We start from the raw sequence: 15016 nt of genomic DNA on the forward strand, positions 1-15016 counted from the left end.
CCGGCAACCAGCCCGTCGATGCTCGACCGGCTTTCGGCCAGCTTGGCGAGATCGTCTTCGAGCGCCTTCGACAGGATCGAGCGGTCTTCCGCAAGCTTTTCGGACTGCTCCGATATAACGCTTTTGATCGTGTTGAGATCGGACTCGAGCGCGCGCTTGAGAATGTCGCGACCCTCGGCCAGTTTCTCGACCTGCCCGGTAACCAGCCCATCGATGCTCGACCGGCTTTCCGCCAATTTGGCGAGATCCTCTTCGAGCGCCTGGGACAGGGTCGAGCGATCTGCGGCGAGCCTGTTCATGTGATCGGAGATAAGGCCGTTCACGCTCTGCAGGTCGGTTTCCAACGCCTTCGAGAGCTGATCACGGTCTTCCGCCAGCTTTTCCGACTGGCCTGATAGGACCTCCTTGATCGTGTTGAGATCGGATTCCAGCGCGCGCTTGAGGATGTCGCGGCCCTCGGCCAGTTTCTCGACCTGGCCGGCAACCAGCCCGTCGATGCTCGACCGGCTTTCGGCCAGCTTGGCGAGATCGTCTTCGAGCGCCTTCGACAGGATTGAACGGTCCTCGGCGAGCCTGTTCATGTGATCGGAGATAAGGCCATTCACGCCCTGCAGGTCGGTTTCCAACGCTCGCGCCAGTTGACCACGATCTTCCGCCAGCTTTTCGGACTGGTCTGATAGAACGCTTTTGATCGTGTTGAGATCGGATTCGAGCGCGCGCTTGAGGATGTCGCGACCTTCGGCCAGTTTCTCGACCTGCCCGGTGACCAGCCCATCGATGCTCGACCGGCTTTCCGCCAGCTTGGCGAGATCGTCTTCGAGCGCCTTCGACAGGATTGAACGGTCCTCGGAGAGCCTGTTCATGTGATCAGAGATAAGGCCATTGACGCTCTGCAGGTCGGTTTCCAACGCCTTCGAGAGCTGACCACGGTCTTCCGCCAGCTTTTCGGACTGGCCTGATATGACCTCCTTGATCGTGTTGAGATCGGATTCGAGCGCGCGCTTGAGGATGTTGCGGCCTTCGGCCAGCTTCTCGACCTGACCGGCGACCAGCCCGTCGATGCTCGACCGGCTTTCCGCCAATTTGGCAAGGTCTGCCTCGAGCGTTTGCGAAAGCAGGCTGCGATCGTCGGCGAGCCTGCCCGAATGGTCCTCGATCAGGCCTCGGATGCCCGACAGGTCGTCTTGGAGCGAACGCGAAAGCTCGCTGCGGTCTTCCGCCAGTTTGGCGGAATGGGTCTCGATGAGACCCTTGATGCCGACAATGTCGGTTTCCAACGCCTTGGCGAGTAAGGCGCGACCTTCGGCGATCTTCTCGACCTGGCCAGCGACCAGGCCGTCGATGCTGGCGCGACTGTCGGCCAGCTTGCCGAGATCGGCATCGAGAGCGCGTGAAAGAATGCTGCGGCCTTCGGCGAGCTTTCCAACATGGCCGGCAACCATTTCGTCAATGATCGTGCGGGCTTGCACAAGTTTTCCGGAGTCTTCATTCAAGGCCTGCGAAAGCCTGCTGCGGCCCTCTTCGAGCCGTTCGAGATGGCTGCCGAGCGACGCATCGATGGCGGCGCGCGACTCGTTGACCTTGCGCAGATCCTCCTCCAGGGCGCGCGAGATCAGGTTGCGGCCTTCGGAAAGCTTTTGCACCTGGTCGGTGACAGCCGCGTCGATGCCGGCGCGGCTTTCGGCGAATTTCTCCAGATCGGCCTGCATGGCCGCCGTCATGTGTTCGCGGCTTTCGGAAAGCTTGCGGCTGTGGTTCTCGACAGCCTCCTCGATGCCGACGCGGGCATCGGCAAGCCGCTGGATGTCGGCGTCGAAGGCGCGCGACACCACATGACGGGCCGCTTCCATGCGGCCGGCGAAATCGCCGGCGCGTGCTTCGAGCATCGACGAGGTCGACGAAACGATGTCGGCCATGTCGGCGCCGATCTGGGTCTTGCCCTGATCGATCATCGCCGAAAGCGTCTCCTTGCTCTCCTGGAAGGTATGGGCGATTTCGCGCGCGCGCTCGACGAGGGTCTCGTTGATCTGGCGTGCGCGGGCCTCGAGCGCGGCGTTGAGCTTTTGGGTGCCGGTGTCCAGCGCTTCGGCGCGGGTCTGGAACTCACTGATCAGCACCTGGCCGCGTTCGGCCAGCGTCCGCTCGATGCCGTCAAGGCTGGCTTCAAATTCGGAGTTGAGCGTGCGTGCGGCGCCGCCGAGCAGCGACACCATGCCGGAGGTCCGATCGTCGAGCAGATCGGTCAGCGACCGGGTGAGGCCGTCGGTCGTCTCCGTCAGCTTGGCAATGCGTGTGTCGAGAAGGCTGGCGAAGGCCTCGCCGGAGGTCGACAGCCGGTCAGTGATGGATTCGAGCCGGCCTTCCACCGAATCGAAGATCGACAGCGAGCTTTGGTTGATCCTGTCGATCAGCGTGTCGCCGGAATTGGTGATGGTCATCGACAGGTTGGTCGAGGCGTTGAGGATGCTGTCGCGAATGATGTCGCTGGCAGCCCCGATTTCGTCCTTCAGCGTCTCATGCGCGCCGGTGATCGAGGCGCGCACGCGTTCGGCGTGGGTGACCACCGCTTCGCGCTCGCTGCCCAGCCCGTCGACAAGCGAGCGGATGCGGGATTCATTCTCCGAATAGGAGCGCTCGATCTGGTTGACCTCGCTGTGGACCAGGGTTTCGAGCTCGACGGCACGTGCAAGCGTGCGCTCGATGCCTTCACCCATGGCCGCAACCTCGCGGCGCACGGCTTGCCCGATCATCATGACGCGATCCTGGGCGATTTGCTCCGGCTCGGTCAGGCGGAAAGCCACTTCCGTCATCGACTGAGCGGCGATGCGCATCTCCTGCGCGCGGCGAATCATGGCTGCAAACGCCCAGAACAGGAGGACCGGCAGGATCGCAGCGATTGCCAGGCCAATCAGTTCGGGACGGGCGAAAAACTGGCCGGGCGTGCGGATTTGCCAAATGCCTGGGCCAAACAGCAGGTTTGCCAATGCACCGGCGCCCGCGACCCAGGCGAGCGAAACGAGCGCCACGACCCAGTAGATCGTGTTCGAGGCACGCCGATTGAGGGTGTGCAGCAGCGTCTTGTAATCTTTTTGACGAGGATCGTTGGCCGGCGTGAAGCCGGCCGACTGCGTGCCATTGCGCGTTTCGACAGGGCGCATTTCAACGGGGCGCGTTTCAACAGGGCGCAGCTCAGCAGGGCGCGGTTCAGCCTGCTTGGCGTTTGCCGCCTCTCTCTGGTCCTGGGCTTTCTGGTCCTGATTGGCGGCAAGCTCGGCATTCTGGCTCTGGTTGACGACAGGCTCGGCATCCTGATTCTGGTTGGCGACAGGCTCGGCATCCTGGTTCTGGTTGGCGACAGCCTCGGCATCCTGGTCACGGCCCTCGCGTGCCAACTCGTCGGCCGCCTGCGATATCTGCGCTTCCAGATCCTCCATCGACGCGGCGATGTCGAGGTCGCCGTCGGCATCGCTGTTCAGATCGATTTCAAGTGCTTTTTCGAGTTCCCTGGCTACGTCGTTGTCGAGCGTTCTTGTCGTCGTTGTTTTCTTCGCCATGCCTTCGCTACCCTGTACAAGCTGCCGCGGGACTTGTGATTTTGCTTTTCGTGTCCCACGCAAGAGGCTGAAAATGGACCTTTCGTATCGTAATGACACACCGGGGTAAAGAAAACACGCATTCGGTGCGATACGTAAAACTTTAAATATAAGGTTAACAGAACTGTGATTCCGGCGCCCCTATCGCAACATTTTTCCGGGCCAATCGTTAACCCGTCGTCCACAGGATGGGCCTATTTTTTGGCGGCTGCCTATTTTTGGCGGCTGGAAGAACGGAGTTGCAGAGTCATGCGTGGCGAAAACGGCATTGCCTTCTCGATGCCCGGCGGCGATGTGTCGGGAACGGCCGGGTCGCGGCCCGTGGACTTGGCGCATCTGGCGCGTCAGACGATGGGCGACCGCAGCCTCGAACAGGAGGTGCTGGCGCTGTTCGTGCAGCAGGCATTGTCGGTGCGCGACAGGATCGTCGACGCCGATGTGAAACAAAGACTGCTCCTGGCGCACGGGCTGAAAGGCTCGGCGCGCGGCGTCGGCGCCTTCGCTGTTGCCGATTGCGCCGGCGCGATCGAACTTCAACCTGAAGATACCAATACCCTCAAGCGGCTTGGCTCCCTGATCGAAGAAGTCCGCGATTTCGTCGCCGCCATCAGCCGTTAAACCCATTTCCGAAAAAAACGGCATGGAGCGCCGCTTTCGCGCCGCAGTTGACTTGTCTGCGGGAGTGATTATCTCGGCTGGGACTCCCTTCAGGTGACAAATGACCAAGCTGACCTTCATCGCCCATGACGGCACACATTTTGACGTGGATGCCGAAAACGGCTCGACCGTCATGGAGAATGCGATCCGCAACGCCGTGCCGGGGATCGAGGCCGAATGCGGCGGCGCTTGCGCCTGCGCGACCTGCCATGTCTATGTCGATGAGGCATGGACGGCGGAGGTCGGCGAGCCGGAAGCGATGGAAGAGGACATGCTGGACTTCGCCTACGACGTCCAGCCGAACTCACGGCTCTCCTGTCAGATCAAGGTGCGCGACGCTCTCGACGGCCTGGTTGTGCGCGTGCCCGCCCGCCAGGGCTGAAGCGTGGAGGCTTAAGCGGGGGATATAGCCGATTTTTCCGGCGCCGGCTTGGCAGCGGGCCAATGGTCATGCAGTGTCGCGCCGTTCTCTACAGCGCCGCACGTTCCCTGGACCACGCAAAGCACGCTGTAGCACGGTGATTTGGCGCAGGATCCCCGGCGAGAATCGATTCCGATTTTCGGGGTCATGCGCATCGAAGGCGCATTCATGACCGATATCATCAGGACGGACGTATTGATTGTCGGGGCGGGGCCCGTCGGCCTGTTCGCCGTGTTCGAGCTCGGCCTCTTCGACATGACATGCCATCTGATCGACATACTCGATCGGCCCGGCGGGCAATGCGCCGAACTCTATCCGGAAAAGCCGATCTACGACATTCCCGGCTGGCCATCGATCTCGGCCCAGGGCCTGGTCGACAGACTGCTTGAGCAGATCGCGCCGTTCAAGCCCGACTTCACCTTCAACCGCATGGTCTCGAGCCTCGAAAAGCTCGAGGACGGCAGCTTTCGCGTCATCACCGACGAGAACGAGGTGTTTGAAGCCAAGATTGTGGTTATCGCCGCCGGCGGCGGCTCTTTCCAGCCGAAGCGGCCGCCAATTCCGGGCATCGAGCTTTATGAGGGCAAGAGCGTCTTCTACTCGGTGCGCCGGATGGAGGAATTCCGCGGCCACGACCTGGTTATCGTCGGCGGCGGCGATTCGGCGCTCGACTGGACGCTGAACCTGCAGCTGGTGGCCAAGAGCGTGACGCTGGTGCACCGGCGGCCGGAGTTCCGCGCGGCGCCAGACAGCGTCAACAAGATGTACGCCATGCAGGAGATGAAGGAACTGGATTTCCATGTCGGGCAGGTGACCGGGTTGACCGGCACGGACGGCCATCTCTCGGCGGCGACCATCAAGGGACCCGACGGTGACACCGAGGTGCCGTGCACTCGGTTGCTGCCGTTCTTCGGGCTGACCATGAAGCTCGGACCGATCGCCGAGTGGGGGCTCAATCTTCATGAGAACCTGATCCCGGTCGACACCGAGAAATTCCAGACGTCGGTACCGGGCATCTTCGCCGTCGGCGACATCAACTGGTATCCCGGCAAGCTGAAGCTGATCCTGTCGGGCTTCCATGAGGTCGCGCTGATGGCGCAGGCGGCCAAGCGCATCGTCAGCCCCGGCGAGCGCATCGTATTCCAGTATACGACGTCATCGACCAGCCTGCAGAAGAAGCTCGGCGTCGCCGGCTGAGTCTCTTACTCGACGAGAATCGCCCTTACCGTCTGGCCGAAGCTAACCCGGCAGCCGGCCGTTTTCGATGCGCTTCATGCGATAGCGCAGCAGCCGCAGGATGCGGCTTTCGAAATTGATGGTTTCGACGCGATCGAACTGCATCTGAGCGCGGTCGTGCTTGGCAAGAATAGCGGCGGAGATCTCCGCTGCCTTGGCCTTGGCCTCCTGGCACGTCTTGCGCGGGTGGGTCGCCTTCAGCGCATCCTCGAGTTCGCCGGCATGGTTCTTGGCGATCTCGACATGGCGGTCCTCATGACGCTTGATGTCGGCCGACAATGTATCCCAAAACAGCCTTACGCCGGCATCAGCCTTGCGCGGGCGGCGCCACTCGGGAAGGATCACCTTGACCTTGACGGTGACATCGGCGTCGGCAATCGCGCAGGAGTTAGATCTTTCCGCATAGCTGACGCGGGTGGTGAACGCCATCTGCGTGGCGCCTGGATGCCGCATCCCGGTGCTTTTCACCCGAGGTCCAAGTTTCGTAAGCTGGGATCCGATATCATCGAGCGTTCTGCCGCCGATGCTGAAATAGCTATATGTCTTCACCAAATTCGCCGTGCCCGCCGGCAAGGCGGAACAAGCAAGCATCAGGGCGCAAAGCAGGGATCGTTTCATCATGTTGCCTCTTTGCCTACCTTGCGCTACCGCCGTTGCCGACGCAACGGAATTGATCTTTGGTGGATCACACATGGTTTATCGACAATGACGACAGGGCGATGGCAGCTGGCGCATGGGCGCCATCTCGACCTTGGCGGCAAGGCGGTGATCGTCGGTATACTCAATGTCACGCCGGACAGTTTTTCTGACGGCGGACTGTTCGTCGCGCCCGAACAGGCGATTGCCCAGGCGCGCCGGATGGCGGAAGAGGGGGCCTCCGTCATTGACGTCGGTGGCGAATCGACACGCCCCGGCGCATCTCCGGTAGCCATCGAGGAAGAGCAGGCCCGCGTGCTGCCTGTCATCGAGGCGCTCGCCGGGCTCGGCGAGGCGCTGATTTCGGTCGACACCTATCGCGAGGACACCGCCCGGCTTGCCGTCGCCGCCGGCGCGCATATCCTCAACGACGTCTGGGGTCTGCAACGCGAACCGGGCATCGCGCGGGTCGCGGCCGAAACCGGCGCCGGGCTTGTCATCATGCACACCGGGCGTGACAGGCAAAAACTGCCCGACGTGATCGAGGATCAGTTTTTCTTCCTCGGGAAGTCCCTGGAAATCGCCCGGCGAAGCGGCGTTGCCGACGACCAGATCGTGCTCGATCCGGGCTTTGGCTTCGCCAAGGAAACCGCGGAGGAAAATCTCGACCTGATGGCACGGTTTTCCGAGCTCGATGTCTTGGGCTTTCCGCTGATGGCCGGTACATCGCGAAAGCGCTTCATCGGCGCCGTCACCGGCCGCGACGCCTCGGCCAGAGACGCCGGAACAGCGGCGACGAGCGTCATACTGAGGCTCAAGGGCGCGCGGCTTTTTCGCGTCCACGATGTCGCAATCAATGTGGATGCGCTGGCGGTTGCGGATGCTATGCTGGCGCGTGAAACCGCCGAATAGCCCGCAAATCGAAATGCGTAGATCAAAGGCCTTAGAGCGTAGTCTGTGCGCCCAAGCGGACGCGTATCGCTCCAATCGAGCAGGACGCTGAGCGATGTATATCATCCGCATGAAAAATTGCGCTTTCTTCGCTCGGCACGGCGTGCTGGATGAGGAGGAGACGCTCGGCCAGCGTTTCTATGTCGACGCTGCGCTCACCGTCGAACCCGGCCGCGCGCTGGTCGATGATTCCATTGAGGATACCGTCCACTATGGCATTGCCTTCGGGGTGATCGAAAAGATCATCACCGGGGAGAGGCGTTTTCTGATAGAAGCGCTGGCGCTGGAGGTGGCCCGGGCGCTGACAGCCCGCTTTCCCCAGATAAAAAAGGCCGAGATCACTGTGCGCAAGCCGAACGCGCCGGTGCCCGGCGTGCTCGATCATGTCGAGGTGACCGTTGCCTGGCCCCAATAACACGGTCTACCTCAGCCTTGGCGGCAATCTCGGCGACCCGGCAAGGTCGATGGGCGCGGCGCTGCGCATGCTGGACGCCGACGGGAACACGCGCGTCGTTGTCGTCTCCTCGCTTTACCGCACGCCGCCCTGGGGCAAGCTCGACCAGCCGGACTTTCTCAATGCGGCCGCCGAAATTTCGACCGTGCTCGCGCCACATGCATTGCTCGATCTCTGTCTCGACGTCGAGCGCAGGCTGAAGCGGGTGCGCGAGGAGCGCTGGGGTCCACGGCTGATCGACATCGACATTCTGGTGTTCGGCGATCGGATCATCCACGAAACCGGGCTGGAAGTGCCGCATCCGCGCATGCTGGAGCGCGCCTTCGTTCTTGCGCCGCTGGCCGAGATCGCGCCTGACCTCACCGTCGACGGCAGAAGCATGGCAGAGCGGCTTGCCGCTCTCGACAGCGCCGGCATCGAGCAATTGTCGTCCGGCCGGGATTGGTGGCTGACCTAAAGCATCGAACCAAAACCTCTAACCATTTTTGGCTCCGATGCACTGAGCTCAGCTCAGCCGGAAAACCCGCCGCCGTCGAGGAACACCTGTTCCTCCGGCGTCGTCTCGCGGCCAAGCATCCTGTTTCGATGCGGAAAACGGCCGAAGCGCTGAATGATCTCCAGGTGCTCGACGGCATACTTCAGATAGGATTGGGCTTTGGCGGTGGTGAGGTCCACCGATTTGAGCTGGTCGGCGAGATGCTCCGAATGCTCATAAGGCAAATAGAGGAAGACGCGAAGCTCTTCGTCGAGCGCCAGATCCTGGCCGGCGGCGATCGCCTTTTCGGCAAAATGCCTTGCCAGCGGGTCGGTGGCATACATATGGCCGGTGCCGCGAAAGCAGTTTCGCGGGAACTGGTCGAGCAGGATCATCAGCGCCAGTGAGCCTTCGGCATGCTCCGACCATCCGTCGCATTCACGCCGCGCGGCAGCGTAATGCAGCTCGAGAAACCAGTTGCGGAACTCCGCGTCGAAGGCGTCATTCTTCTCGAACCATGCATCTTTCCCGGCGTCACGCCAGAATTTGGTGACGGAGAGCGCGCGCTCGTCCAGTTCGATCATCTGTTTGCTCTCCAATGTTTAGTCGGCAGGCTCGGATTTGTGCAGAACGCCGGCGGTTTCTTCATTGAGCGCCTGACCGGAGCGGCGCGGCTGGCTGAGCGGTGTCGGAATGGGTGTGCCGATATTGCCCTTGAGGAAGCGCGCTCCGGCGCGAACCCCTTCGGCGAGCTGCAACTCGAAACGGGCGGAATCGCGGTGGCGGACGTCCTCGATCACCTCGGCGACTTCCTCGGGGTCGACGCCCAGTGCTTCCAGCGTGGAGCCGCCGAAGACAAGCGCTGATTCGAAGGTTTCGCGAATCTGGAAATCGACGTCGGCACGTATCAACTGCAGCGCGGTTCCGCGGTCGAAAGCGCGTGCCAGCACGGTGAGCAGGGGAAACTCCGCCTTGATCAGCTTTGCGATGCGGACGGCGACATCGGGCTTGTCGACGCAGATCAACACGGCGCGCGCGCGGCCGGCGCCGGCGGCACGCAGAATGTCCACCCGCGTGCCGTCGCCATAATAGACCTTGAAACCGAAATCGGCCGCCGCCTGGATCATCTCGACCTCATTGTCGATGATCGAGACGTCGATCCCGCGCAGCAGAAGCGGCTGGCTGGCGATTTGGCCGAAGCGGCCGAAGCCGATGATCAGCACGCTGCCGGTCAGGCCATCGGCGATGTCGACGCCTTCGAGCGACTGCTCGTCGCGTGGCGTCAGATACCGCAATGCCAGAATGGCCAGCGGCGTCAGCACCATGGAGATGATGACGATCGCCGTCAGCGTCGCGTTAGCCTGGCTGTCGATGATGCCGACCGCCGCCGCGGCGGAATAGAGAACGAAGGCGAATTCGCCGCCTTGCGCCATGAAGACGGCGCGCTCGAGCGCCTCCCGGTGGCCGGTCTTGAGGATGCGGGCGACGAGATAGATGCCGATCGCCTTTATCACCATGTAGGCGACGACGTAGATGGCGACAAGCCGCCAGCTCTGGGCAACCACGTGCAGGTCGAGCGACATGCCGACAGCGAGGAAGAACAGCCCGAGCAGCACACCGCGGAAGGGTTCGATGTCGGCCTCGAGCTGATGGCGGAAGGTGGATTCCGACAACAGCACGCCGGCCAGGAAAGCGCCCATCGCCATCGACAGGCCGCTGAGCTGCATGGCAAGCGCCGACCCCAGAACGACCAGAAGAGCGGCGGCGGTCATCACTTCGCGGGCGCGGGCATCCGCCAGGATGCGGAAGAACGGATTGAGCAGGTAACGCCCGGCCAGCACCAGCCCGACGATGGCGGCAAGACCGATGCCCACCTCCGTCAGCCGCTGCGTCAAGCTCATATCGGCGCCGCCCGGTGCCAGGAAAGCGATCAGCGCCAGCAGCGGCACGATCGCCAGGTCTTCGAGCAGCAGGATGGAGACGATGCGCTGGCCTTTGGGCGCGGCCATCTCACCGCGTTCCTCCAGAAGCTGCATGACGATCGCCGTCGAGGTCAGCACGAAACCGGCGCCGGCGACGAAGGATTGCGAGACCGGAAAACCTCCCGCCAGTCCGACCCCGGTCAGCAACAGCGCGCACACGCCGACCTGCAATGCGCCAAGGCCAAAGATCTCTCGCCTGAGGCCCCACAGCCGTGACGGCTGCATCTCCAGCCCGATGATGAACAGGAACATGACGACGCCGAGCTCGGCGACGTGAAGAATGGCTTCCGATTCGGAAAAGATGCCGATGCCGAACGGGCCGATGACCACGCCGGCCGCCAGATAGCCGAGGATGGAGCCAAGCCCGATGCGCTTGAAGATCGGCACGGCGACAACACCTGCGGCGAGCAGCGCCACGACGTGGATCAAATCGCTGCCCGCTGCTTCTGCCGCCATGCCTGCCGTTCCGTTCTCTCTAGGGACCGCTGCACGTGCTGCGGCATCGAGCGGCAAAGATAGGGGCTTCGGTTGAGATCGAACAGTCCGAATCCGGAAACTGGTGCAGCAGTGTTGCAGGCGCGCTCCACAACTTTATCCACCGGCTGCGTTGTGTGTTGCAGAAATCGGGCGCTAAGGACGCCGCGGCCTTGGCCGTGAGGGGCGGATGACGATCAAGTCGGCCGCCTTTTTTTGAGGGAGACGACTGACATGAAGACATTTTTGCTTGTTGCCGTTGGCATCGCGGCGCTTGCCGGATCGGCCTGCTCGAAGGCGCCGGACTGCACCACCGAAATGCTGACCAAGAAGGCCCAGGACATGACCGCAGCCCCTCAGGAGGCAATTACCAAGGATCCGGCCAAGGCAGCCGATCTCACCGCCAAGGTCCAGGCGGTCACAACCAAGTATCAGGGCGCGACGACGGCGGAGGAGGCCTGCAAGGCCTATGACGAGCTGACTGCCGCCATCAAGGCCTGAGAATCGATTTGAGTTTTGCTAAAAGAAGCGGTGGCCGTGGCTGCCGCTTTTTTAGTGAATAGTGAATAGTGAATAGTGAATAGTGAATAGTGAATAGTGAATAGTGAATAGTGAATAGTGAGTAGTCAGTAGTCAGTAGTCAGTAGTCAGTAGTGAGTATCTAATTCCATTCACCATTCACCATTCACCATTCACTAAATTGCACAGCGCGTTGCATTTTCACTGGATGCGCAGAGGATCGTTCAGTTCGGCGCGATGGAGCCGACTTCGAGCGTATCGACGCGCTTCAGCTTCATGCCGATGACCGGCACCAATTGCTGGTCGACGCGCACCGCAACCGTCACTGTCATCGAATTGTCGTTGGGGACAAGAGCCTGCATGACGCCGCGCAACTGGTTACGGTTGATGGTGAAGACGACCTTGTTGGCGCTGACCACATTGCCGCCGATGATGTCGAGACCGGAACCGGCGGCACCGCCCATGAAGCTGCCCTTGTAGCCCTCGCGGCCCTTGTGCTGGATCGTCGCCGACATCTGCTGGGTGAACATGCCGACCCGGCAACCGCCGTCGAGCGACATGCCGATCTTGCCGTCCGGCGTCGAACCGGTGAAATTGCAGGTGAATTTCGTGCCCTTGTATTTGCCGGCGACGATTTCCCCCGGGCCGACCCATTCGCCTTTCACCGATTGAAAGAACTTCTTGTCCTGTTCTGCCGCAAAGGTCTTTTCGGCCATGCCGGCGGTTGTTGAAACCACGACTGCCATGGGCAGGACGCTAGACAAGATCACGCTTTTCATCGACGACACCCGGCAACAAAGAGACTGGTTTGGAACCCGTCCGACCATGAACAAGATTGGTTAATGCTTCGTCACCGGTTGCGGATGACCCCGAAAATCGGACGCGATTTGCGCTGGGATCATGGGCAAAACAAACGTGTTGCAGCATCCCTTGGCGCGCCACCAGGACGTGCCGCGTCGGAGACGGTCGTCAGGTGTCGGAAGCGGATGTTTCCTTCTGCTTTTTGGTTGCAAATGATGTCAGCGCGGACAGGAAATCGCCCATGCCGGGCCGCCTCGCGGCGCTGAAGGGCAGGGGCCTTGCGGTCTCCATCGCAGCAATGCCGATGCGCGCCGTCATCATGCCGTTGACGACGCCTTCGCCAAGTTTTGCCGAGAGCCGGGCGGCAAGGCCATGGCCGACGATCTGCTGCACGAAACTGTCGCCGACGGCAATCGAGCCGGTCACCGCCAGATGGGCGAGAACGCTGCGTGCCAGCCGGAAGAACCCCAGCGTGCCCGGCCGGCCGCCATAAAGCTCCGACAGGCGGCGAATCAGCCGGCCGGCTTCGAACACGACATAGGCGACGTCGACCAGAGCGCGAGGGCTGACCGCCGTCACCAGCGACACACGCTTTGCCGCTTCGAGGATCATCACCTTGGCGCGTGCATCAAGGGGGCCGAGGATTTCGGTCTCGGCCAGGCGCACCAGATTGCCGCCGTCGATGATCTCGTCGCGCAAGTCTGCCAGGGCGCGTCTGCCGGCCGCGGTTTCGGGTTTGGCCGCGACAAAGGCCGACAGTTCCTCGACCACGGCGCGAGCGGCTTTCGGATCGTCGCGGGCGATGGCGTCGAGCGCCCGCATCTGCAGCTTTTCGACCTCGGCGAGGCGGGTGATCGCCAGGAACTCGCGGACGAGGATGACCAGAAGCGCGAGCAGCGCGACCACGGCCATCCCGGCGGCCAGCCAGCCCAGCCATTCGGCACGGGCGAACAGATCGCGAATCAGCCGGTCGGTCCAAAGGCCGAGGGCCAGCGAAACCAGAACGCCCAATGCGCCGAAGAACAGGCTGACTGATATCGAGCGCTGCCGCGGCGCGGTCGCCGGCGGCGGTTCGGCGGCGATGATGTCCGGCTCGTCGAATACGTCGATTTCCGCCGACGTGACGACGGCAAGGTCAGCGTTCACGGTGCGTGGTTTTCTGGCCGCAGCGGCGTCGGGCTGGCGCGAGGCCGCCTGTTGCTTTGGCGGGGCTTCCGGCTCGATGCGAAATGCCGCCGGCTTGCGGGGCGCGGTCATGCCAGATGATCTCCGATCAGGAACTGCAGGGCACGGTCGAGCCTGATATGCGGCAGCGACAGCGTGACGCCTTCGGCAGTGCGTTCGAGTTTTGGCGGGCGAAAGCGCACGAAGCGGATCGCCGGGTCCTCATTGGCCTGCCGATGACCCGGGTTCTGCTGACGGTCTGGTCCGGAGACATCGAACACTGCATCAATTTTCTCCGGCAAGTCACCGGGAAATATGGCTGTTTCTGTTCTGCCATCAAATGTGTCGCCGTTGATCTTTTCACCTTTCAACGGTGTGCCGATGATGACCGGCAGCGTTTCGCGGCCTTGCTTGACCGTGCCTTCCCGAGTCGCTCGCACCGCCGCCAGGGCGACCACGTCGACATCGGCGCCGGTGAAATTCGCCCGCGCCACGGCGCGGTCGGCGAGCCGCCGCACGATCGCCTGCAGCCGGTCATGGCTTTCGTGATGCAGATGGTCCGCCTTTGTCGCCGCCACCAATATGCGGTCGATGCGCCTTGAAAAAAAGTCCGTCAGGAAATTGCCGCGACCGGGGCGGAAGCAGGCGAGGATTTCGGTCACCGCACGTTCGAGATCGGCCATCGCGCCGGGCCCGGCATTCAAGGCCTGCAACGCGTCTATCACAACGATCTGACGGTCGAGGCGCGTGATGTGCTCCCGGAAGAACGGCTTTACGACATGCGTCCTGTAGGCCTCGTAGCGCCGCTCCATCATCGCCTGAAGCGACCCGGGCCGCGCCCGCCGCTCGCTCAGCCCCGGCAACGGCGCGAAGGTCAGCGCCGGTGAGCCCTCAAGGTCGCCGGGCATCAGGAAACGGCCGGGTGGCAGGGTCGAAAGTGCCCGCTCGTCGAGCTTGCATGCCTTGATGTATGCGGCGAAGCTCTCGGCGAGGCGTCGCGCCGTCATCTCATCGGCGTCGGCATTCGGGTCGATTGCGGCGGAGAGCGCGCGCCATTCCTGCGAAAGGTCGGCGCGCACCGGCAGCACGGCCATGTCAAAGGCTTCGCGTGAGAAATCGGCGTAGGATTTGCCGAGCAGCGGCAGGTCAAGCAGCCATTCCCCAGGATAGTCGACGATATCGATCGACAATCTGCCTGATGAGAACATGCGGCTCCAGCCGGAGGCCGATTCATATTCGATGGTAAGCCTCAGCTCGGAAATGGCACGTGTCGAATCCGGCCACAGGCGGTCGTTGACCAAGGCCGCGATGTGGTCCTCGTACTGGAATCGCGGCACGGCGTCATCGGGTTGCTCTTCGAGGAAGGCACGGGCAATACGCCCCGATTTCTGCGCCTCGAACAGCGGCAACCGCCCGCCGTGGATCAGATTGTGGACAAAGGCTGAGATGAACACCGTCTTGCCGGCGCGGGAGAGGCCGGTAACACCCAGCCGCAGCGATGGCGAAAAAAGCCCGGTAGCGCGCCCCGACAGCGTATCCAGGGCAATCTTCGCCTCGTCGGTGAAAGTGGTCAGCGATGATGCCAAAATGCGGTCTCTCGGGGCTTCGGTCCGCCCCGATATAGGCGCTGGCGGCTAGTGTGGCGAATCCGAA

14 protein-coding genes are annotated in these 15016 nt (G+C 62.3%); 7 read left to right on the plus strand and 7 right to left on the minus strand.

Features of this window, described 5'->3' with window-relative positions:
• Positions 1 to 3554: coiled-coil domain-containing protein (locus tag AC0L3D_RS19645; protein ID WP_473627812.1), on the minus strand; the 3554-nt coding region annotated here is incomplete at its 3' end.
• Positions 3555 to 3842: 288 nt separating this feature from the next.
• Between AC0L3D_RS19645 and AC0L3D_RS19650 the strand changes: the two genes are divergently transcribed.
• The 3 genes from AC0L3D_RS19650 (at position 3843) to AC0L3D_RS19660 (ending at position 5868) form a co-directional block, all read left to right on the plus strand.
• On the plus strand, positions 3843 to 4211 hold the full coding sequence (locus tag AC0L3D_RS19650; RefSeq protein WP_027151987.1) for an Hpt domain-containing protein: 369 nt from the start codon (positions 3843 to 3845) through the stop codon (positions 4209 to 4211).
• A 100-nt stretch (positions 4212 to 4311) separates the two neighbouring features.
• Entirely contained in the window at positions 4312 to 4632 is a 321-nt protein-coding gene (locus AC0L3D_RS19655) for a 2Fe-2S iron-sulfur cluster-binding protein (protein ID WP_006334837.1), read from the plus strand.
• 207 nt (positions 4633 to 4839) lie between these two features.
• Positions 4840 to 5868 (plus strand): NAD(P)/FAD-dependent oxidoreductase, encoded by a 1029-nt coding sequence (locus AC0L3D_RS19660; RefSeq protein ID WP_473645571.1) that lies wholly within the window; start codon positions 4840 to 4842, stop codon positions 5866 to 5868.
• A 42-nt stretch (positions 5869 to 5910) separates the two neighbouring features.
• Here AC0L3D_RS19660 and AC0L3D_RS19665 read toward each other — a convergent pair whose 3' ends face one another.
• The gene (locus AC0L3D_RS19665) at positions 5911 to 6528 is read right to left on the minus strand and encodes a DUF922 domain-containing Zn-dependent protease (protein WP_031255671.1); all 618 of its coding nucleotides are present in this window, start codon (positions 6526 to 6528) and stop codon (positions 5911 to 5913) included.
• An 84-nt stretch (positions 6529 to 6612) separates the two neighbouring features.
• Here AC0L3D_RS19665 and folP point away from each other — a divergent pair, with 84 nt between their 5' ends.
• The 3 genes from folP to folK all read left to right on the plus strand — a co-directional run bounded on the left by folP (position 6613) and on the right by folK (position 8405).
• Complete coding sequence (gene folP, locus AC0L3D_RS19670; protein ID WP_023801134.1) at positions 6613 to 7455, plus strand: dihydropteroate synthase; 843 nt, start codon at positions 6613 to 6615, stop codon at positions 7453 to 7455.
• 94 nt (positions 7456 to 7549) lie between these two features.
• Positions 7550 to 7909 carry a dihydroneopterin aldolase gene (folB, locus tag AC0L3D_RS19675; RefSeq protein WP_023801135.1) on the plus strand — a complete coding sequence of 120 codons (360 nt, stop codon included), beginning with the start codon at positions 7550 to 7552 and terminating at the stop codon, positions 7907 to 7909.
• A complete protein-coding gene (gene folK / locus AC0L3D_RS19680; protein ID WP_473627811.1) occupies positions 7893 to 8405 on the plus strand; it encodes a 2-amino-4-hydroxy-6-hydroxymethyldihydropteridine diphosphokinase in 513 nt (170 codons plus the stop codon). The genes folB and folK overlap by 17 nt, the downstream gene beginning before the upstream one ends.
• A 53-nt stretch (positions 8406 to 8458) precedes the next feature.
• Here folK and AC0L3D_RS19685 read toward each other — a convergent pair whose 3' ends face one another.
• Complete coding sequence (locus AC0L3D_RS19685) at positions 8459 to 9007, minus strand: DUF924 family protein (protein ID WP_031255672.1); 549 nt, start codon at positions 9005 to 9007, stop codon at positions 8459 to 8461.
• A gap of 18 nt (positions 9008 to 9025) precedes the next feature.
• The gene (locus AC0L3D_RS19690; protein WP_473627809.1) at positions 9026 to 10861 is read right to left on the minus strand and encodes a monovalent cation:proton antiporter-2 (CPA2) family protein; all 1836 of its coding nucleotides are present in this window, start codon (positions 10859 to 10861) and stop codon (positions 9026 to 9028) included.
• Between the two features lie 252 nt (positions 10862 to 11113).
• Here AC0L3D_RS19690 and AC0L3D_RS19695 point away from each other — a divergent pair, with 252 nt between their 5' ends.
• Positions 11114 to 11380 (plus strand): hypothetical protein, encoded by a 267-nt coding sequence (locus AC0L3D_RS19695; protein ID WP_473645573.1) that lies wholly within the window; start codon positions 11114 to 11116, stop codon positions 11378 to 11380.
• A gap of 242 nt (positions 11381 to 11622) precedes the next feature.
• Here AC0L3D_RS19695 and AC0L3D_RS19700 read toward each other — a convergent pair whose 3' ends face one another.
• The 3 genes from AC0L3D_RS19700 to AC0L3D_RS19710 all read right to left on the minus strand — a co-directional run bounded on the left by AC0L3D_RS19700 (position 11623) and on the right by AC0L3D_RS19710 (position 14949).
• Positions 11623 to 12177: a hypothetical protein gene (locus AC0L3D_RS19700; protein ID WP_287343017.1), complete on the minus strand. Its 555-nt coding sequence runs from the start codon at positions 12175 to 12177 to the stop codon at positions 11623 to 11625.
• A 190-nt stretch (positions 12178 to 12367) separates the two neighbouring features.
• Positions 12368 to 13456, minus strand: a complete 1089-nt coding sequence (locus AC0L3D_RS19705; protein WP_473627805.1) for a YcjF family protein — start codon at positions 13454 to 13456, stop codon at positions 12368 to 12370.
• The gene (locus AC0L3D_RS19710) at positions 13453 to 14949 is read right to left on the minus strand and encodes a YcjX family GTP-binding protein (RefSeq protein WP_287343012.1); all 1497 of its coding nucleotides are present in this window, start codon (positions 14947 to 14949) and stop codon (positions 13453 to 13455) included. Before AC0L3D_RS19710 ends, AC0L3D_RS19705 begins: the two co-directional genes overlap by 4 nt.
• Positions 14950 to 15016: the final 67 nt, after the last annotated feature.

The organism is Mesorhizobium sp. WSM4837, from assembly GCF_055811435.1.

Excerpts from the sequence above, each read along its gene's own strand:
- AC0L3D_RS19650 (WP_027151987.1), top strand. The coding sequence starts at position 3,843 with ATGCGTGGCGAAAACGGCATTGCCTTCTCGATGCCCGGCGGCGATGTG.
- AC0L3D_RS19655 (WP_006334837.1), top strand. The coding sequence starts at position 4,312 with ATGACCAAGCTGACCTTCATCGCCCATGACGGCACACATTTTGACGTG.
- AC0L3D_RS19660 (WP_473645571.1), top strand. The coding sequence starts at position 4,840 with ATGACCGATATCATCAGGACGGACGTATTGATTGTCGGGGCGGGGCCC.
- AC0L3D_RS19665 (WP_031255671.1), bottom strand. The coding sequence starts at position 6,528 with ATGATGAAACGATCCCTGCTTTGCGCCCTGATGCTTGCTTGTTCCGCC.
- folP (WP_023801134.1), top strand. The coding sequence starts at position 6,613 with ATGACGACAGGGCGATGGCAGCTGGCGCATGGGCGCCATCTCGACCTT.
- folB (WP_023801135.1), top strand. The coding sequence starts at position 7,550 with ATGTATATCATCCGCATGAAAAATTGCGCTTTCTTCGCTCGGCACGGC.
- AC0L3D_RS19685 (WP_031255672.1), bottom strand. The coding sequence starts at position 9,007 with ATGATCGAACTGGACGAGCGCGCGCTCTCCGTCACCAAATTCTGGCGT.
- AC0L3D_RS19690 (WP_473627809.1), bottom strand. The coding sequence starts at position 10,861 with ATGGCGGCAGAAGCAGCGGGCAGCGATTTGATCCACGTCGTGGCGCTG.
- AC0L3D_RS19695 (WP_473645573.1), top strand. The coding sequence starts at position 11,114 with ATGAAGACATTTTTGCTTGTTGCCGTTGGCATCGCGGCGCTTGCCGGA.
- AC0L3D_RS19700 (WP_287343017.1), bottom strand. The coding sequence starts at position 12,177 with ATGAAAAGCGTGATCTTGTCTAGCGTCCTGCCCATGGCAGTCGTGGTT.
- AC0L3D_RS19705 (WP_473627805.1), bottom strand. The coding sequence starts at position 13,456 with ATGACCGCGCCCCGCAAGCCGGCGGCATTTCGCATCGAGCCGGAAGCC.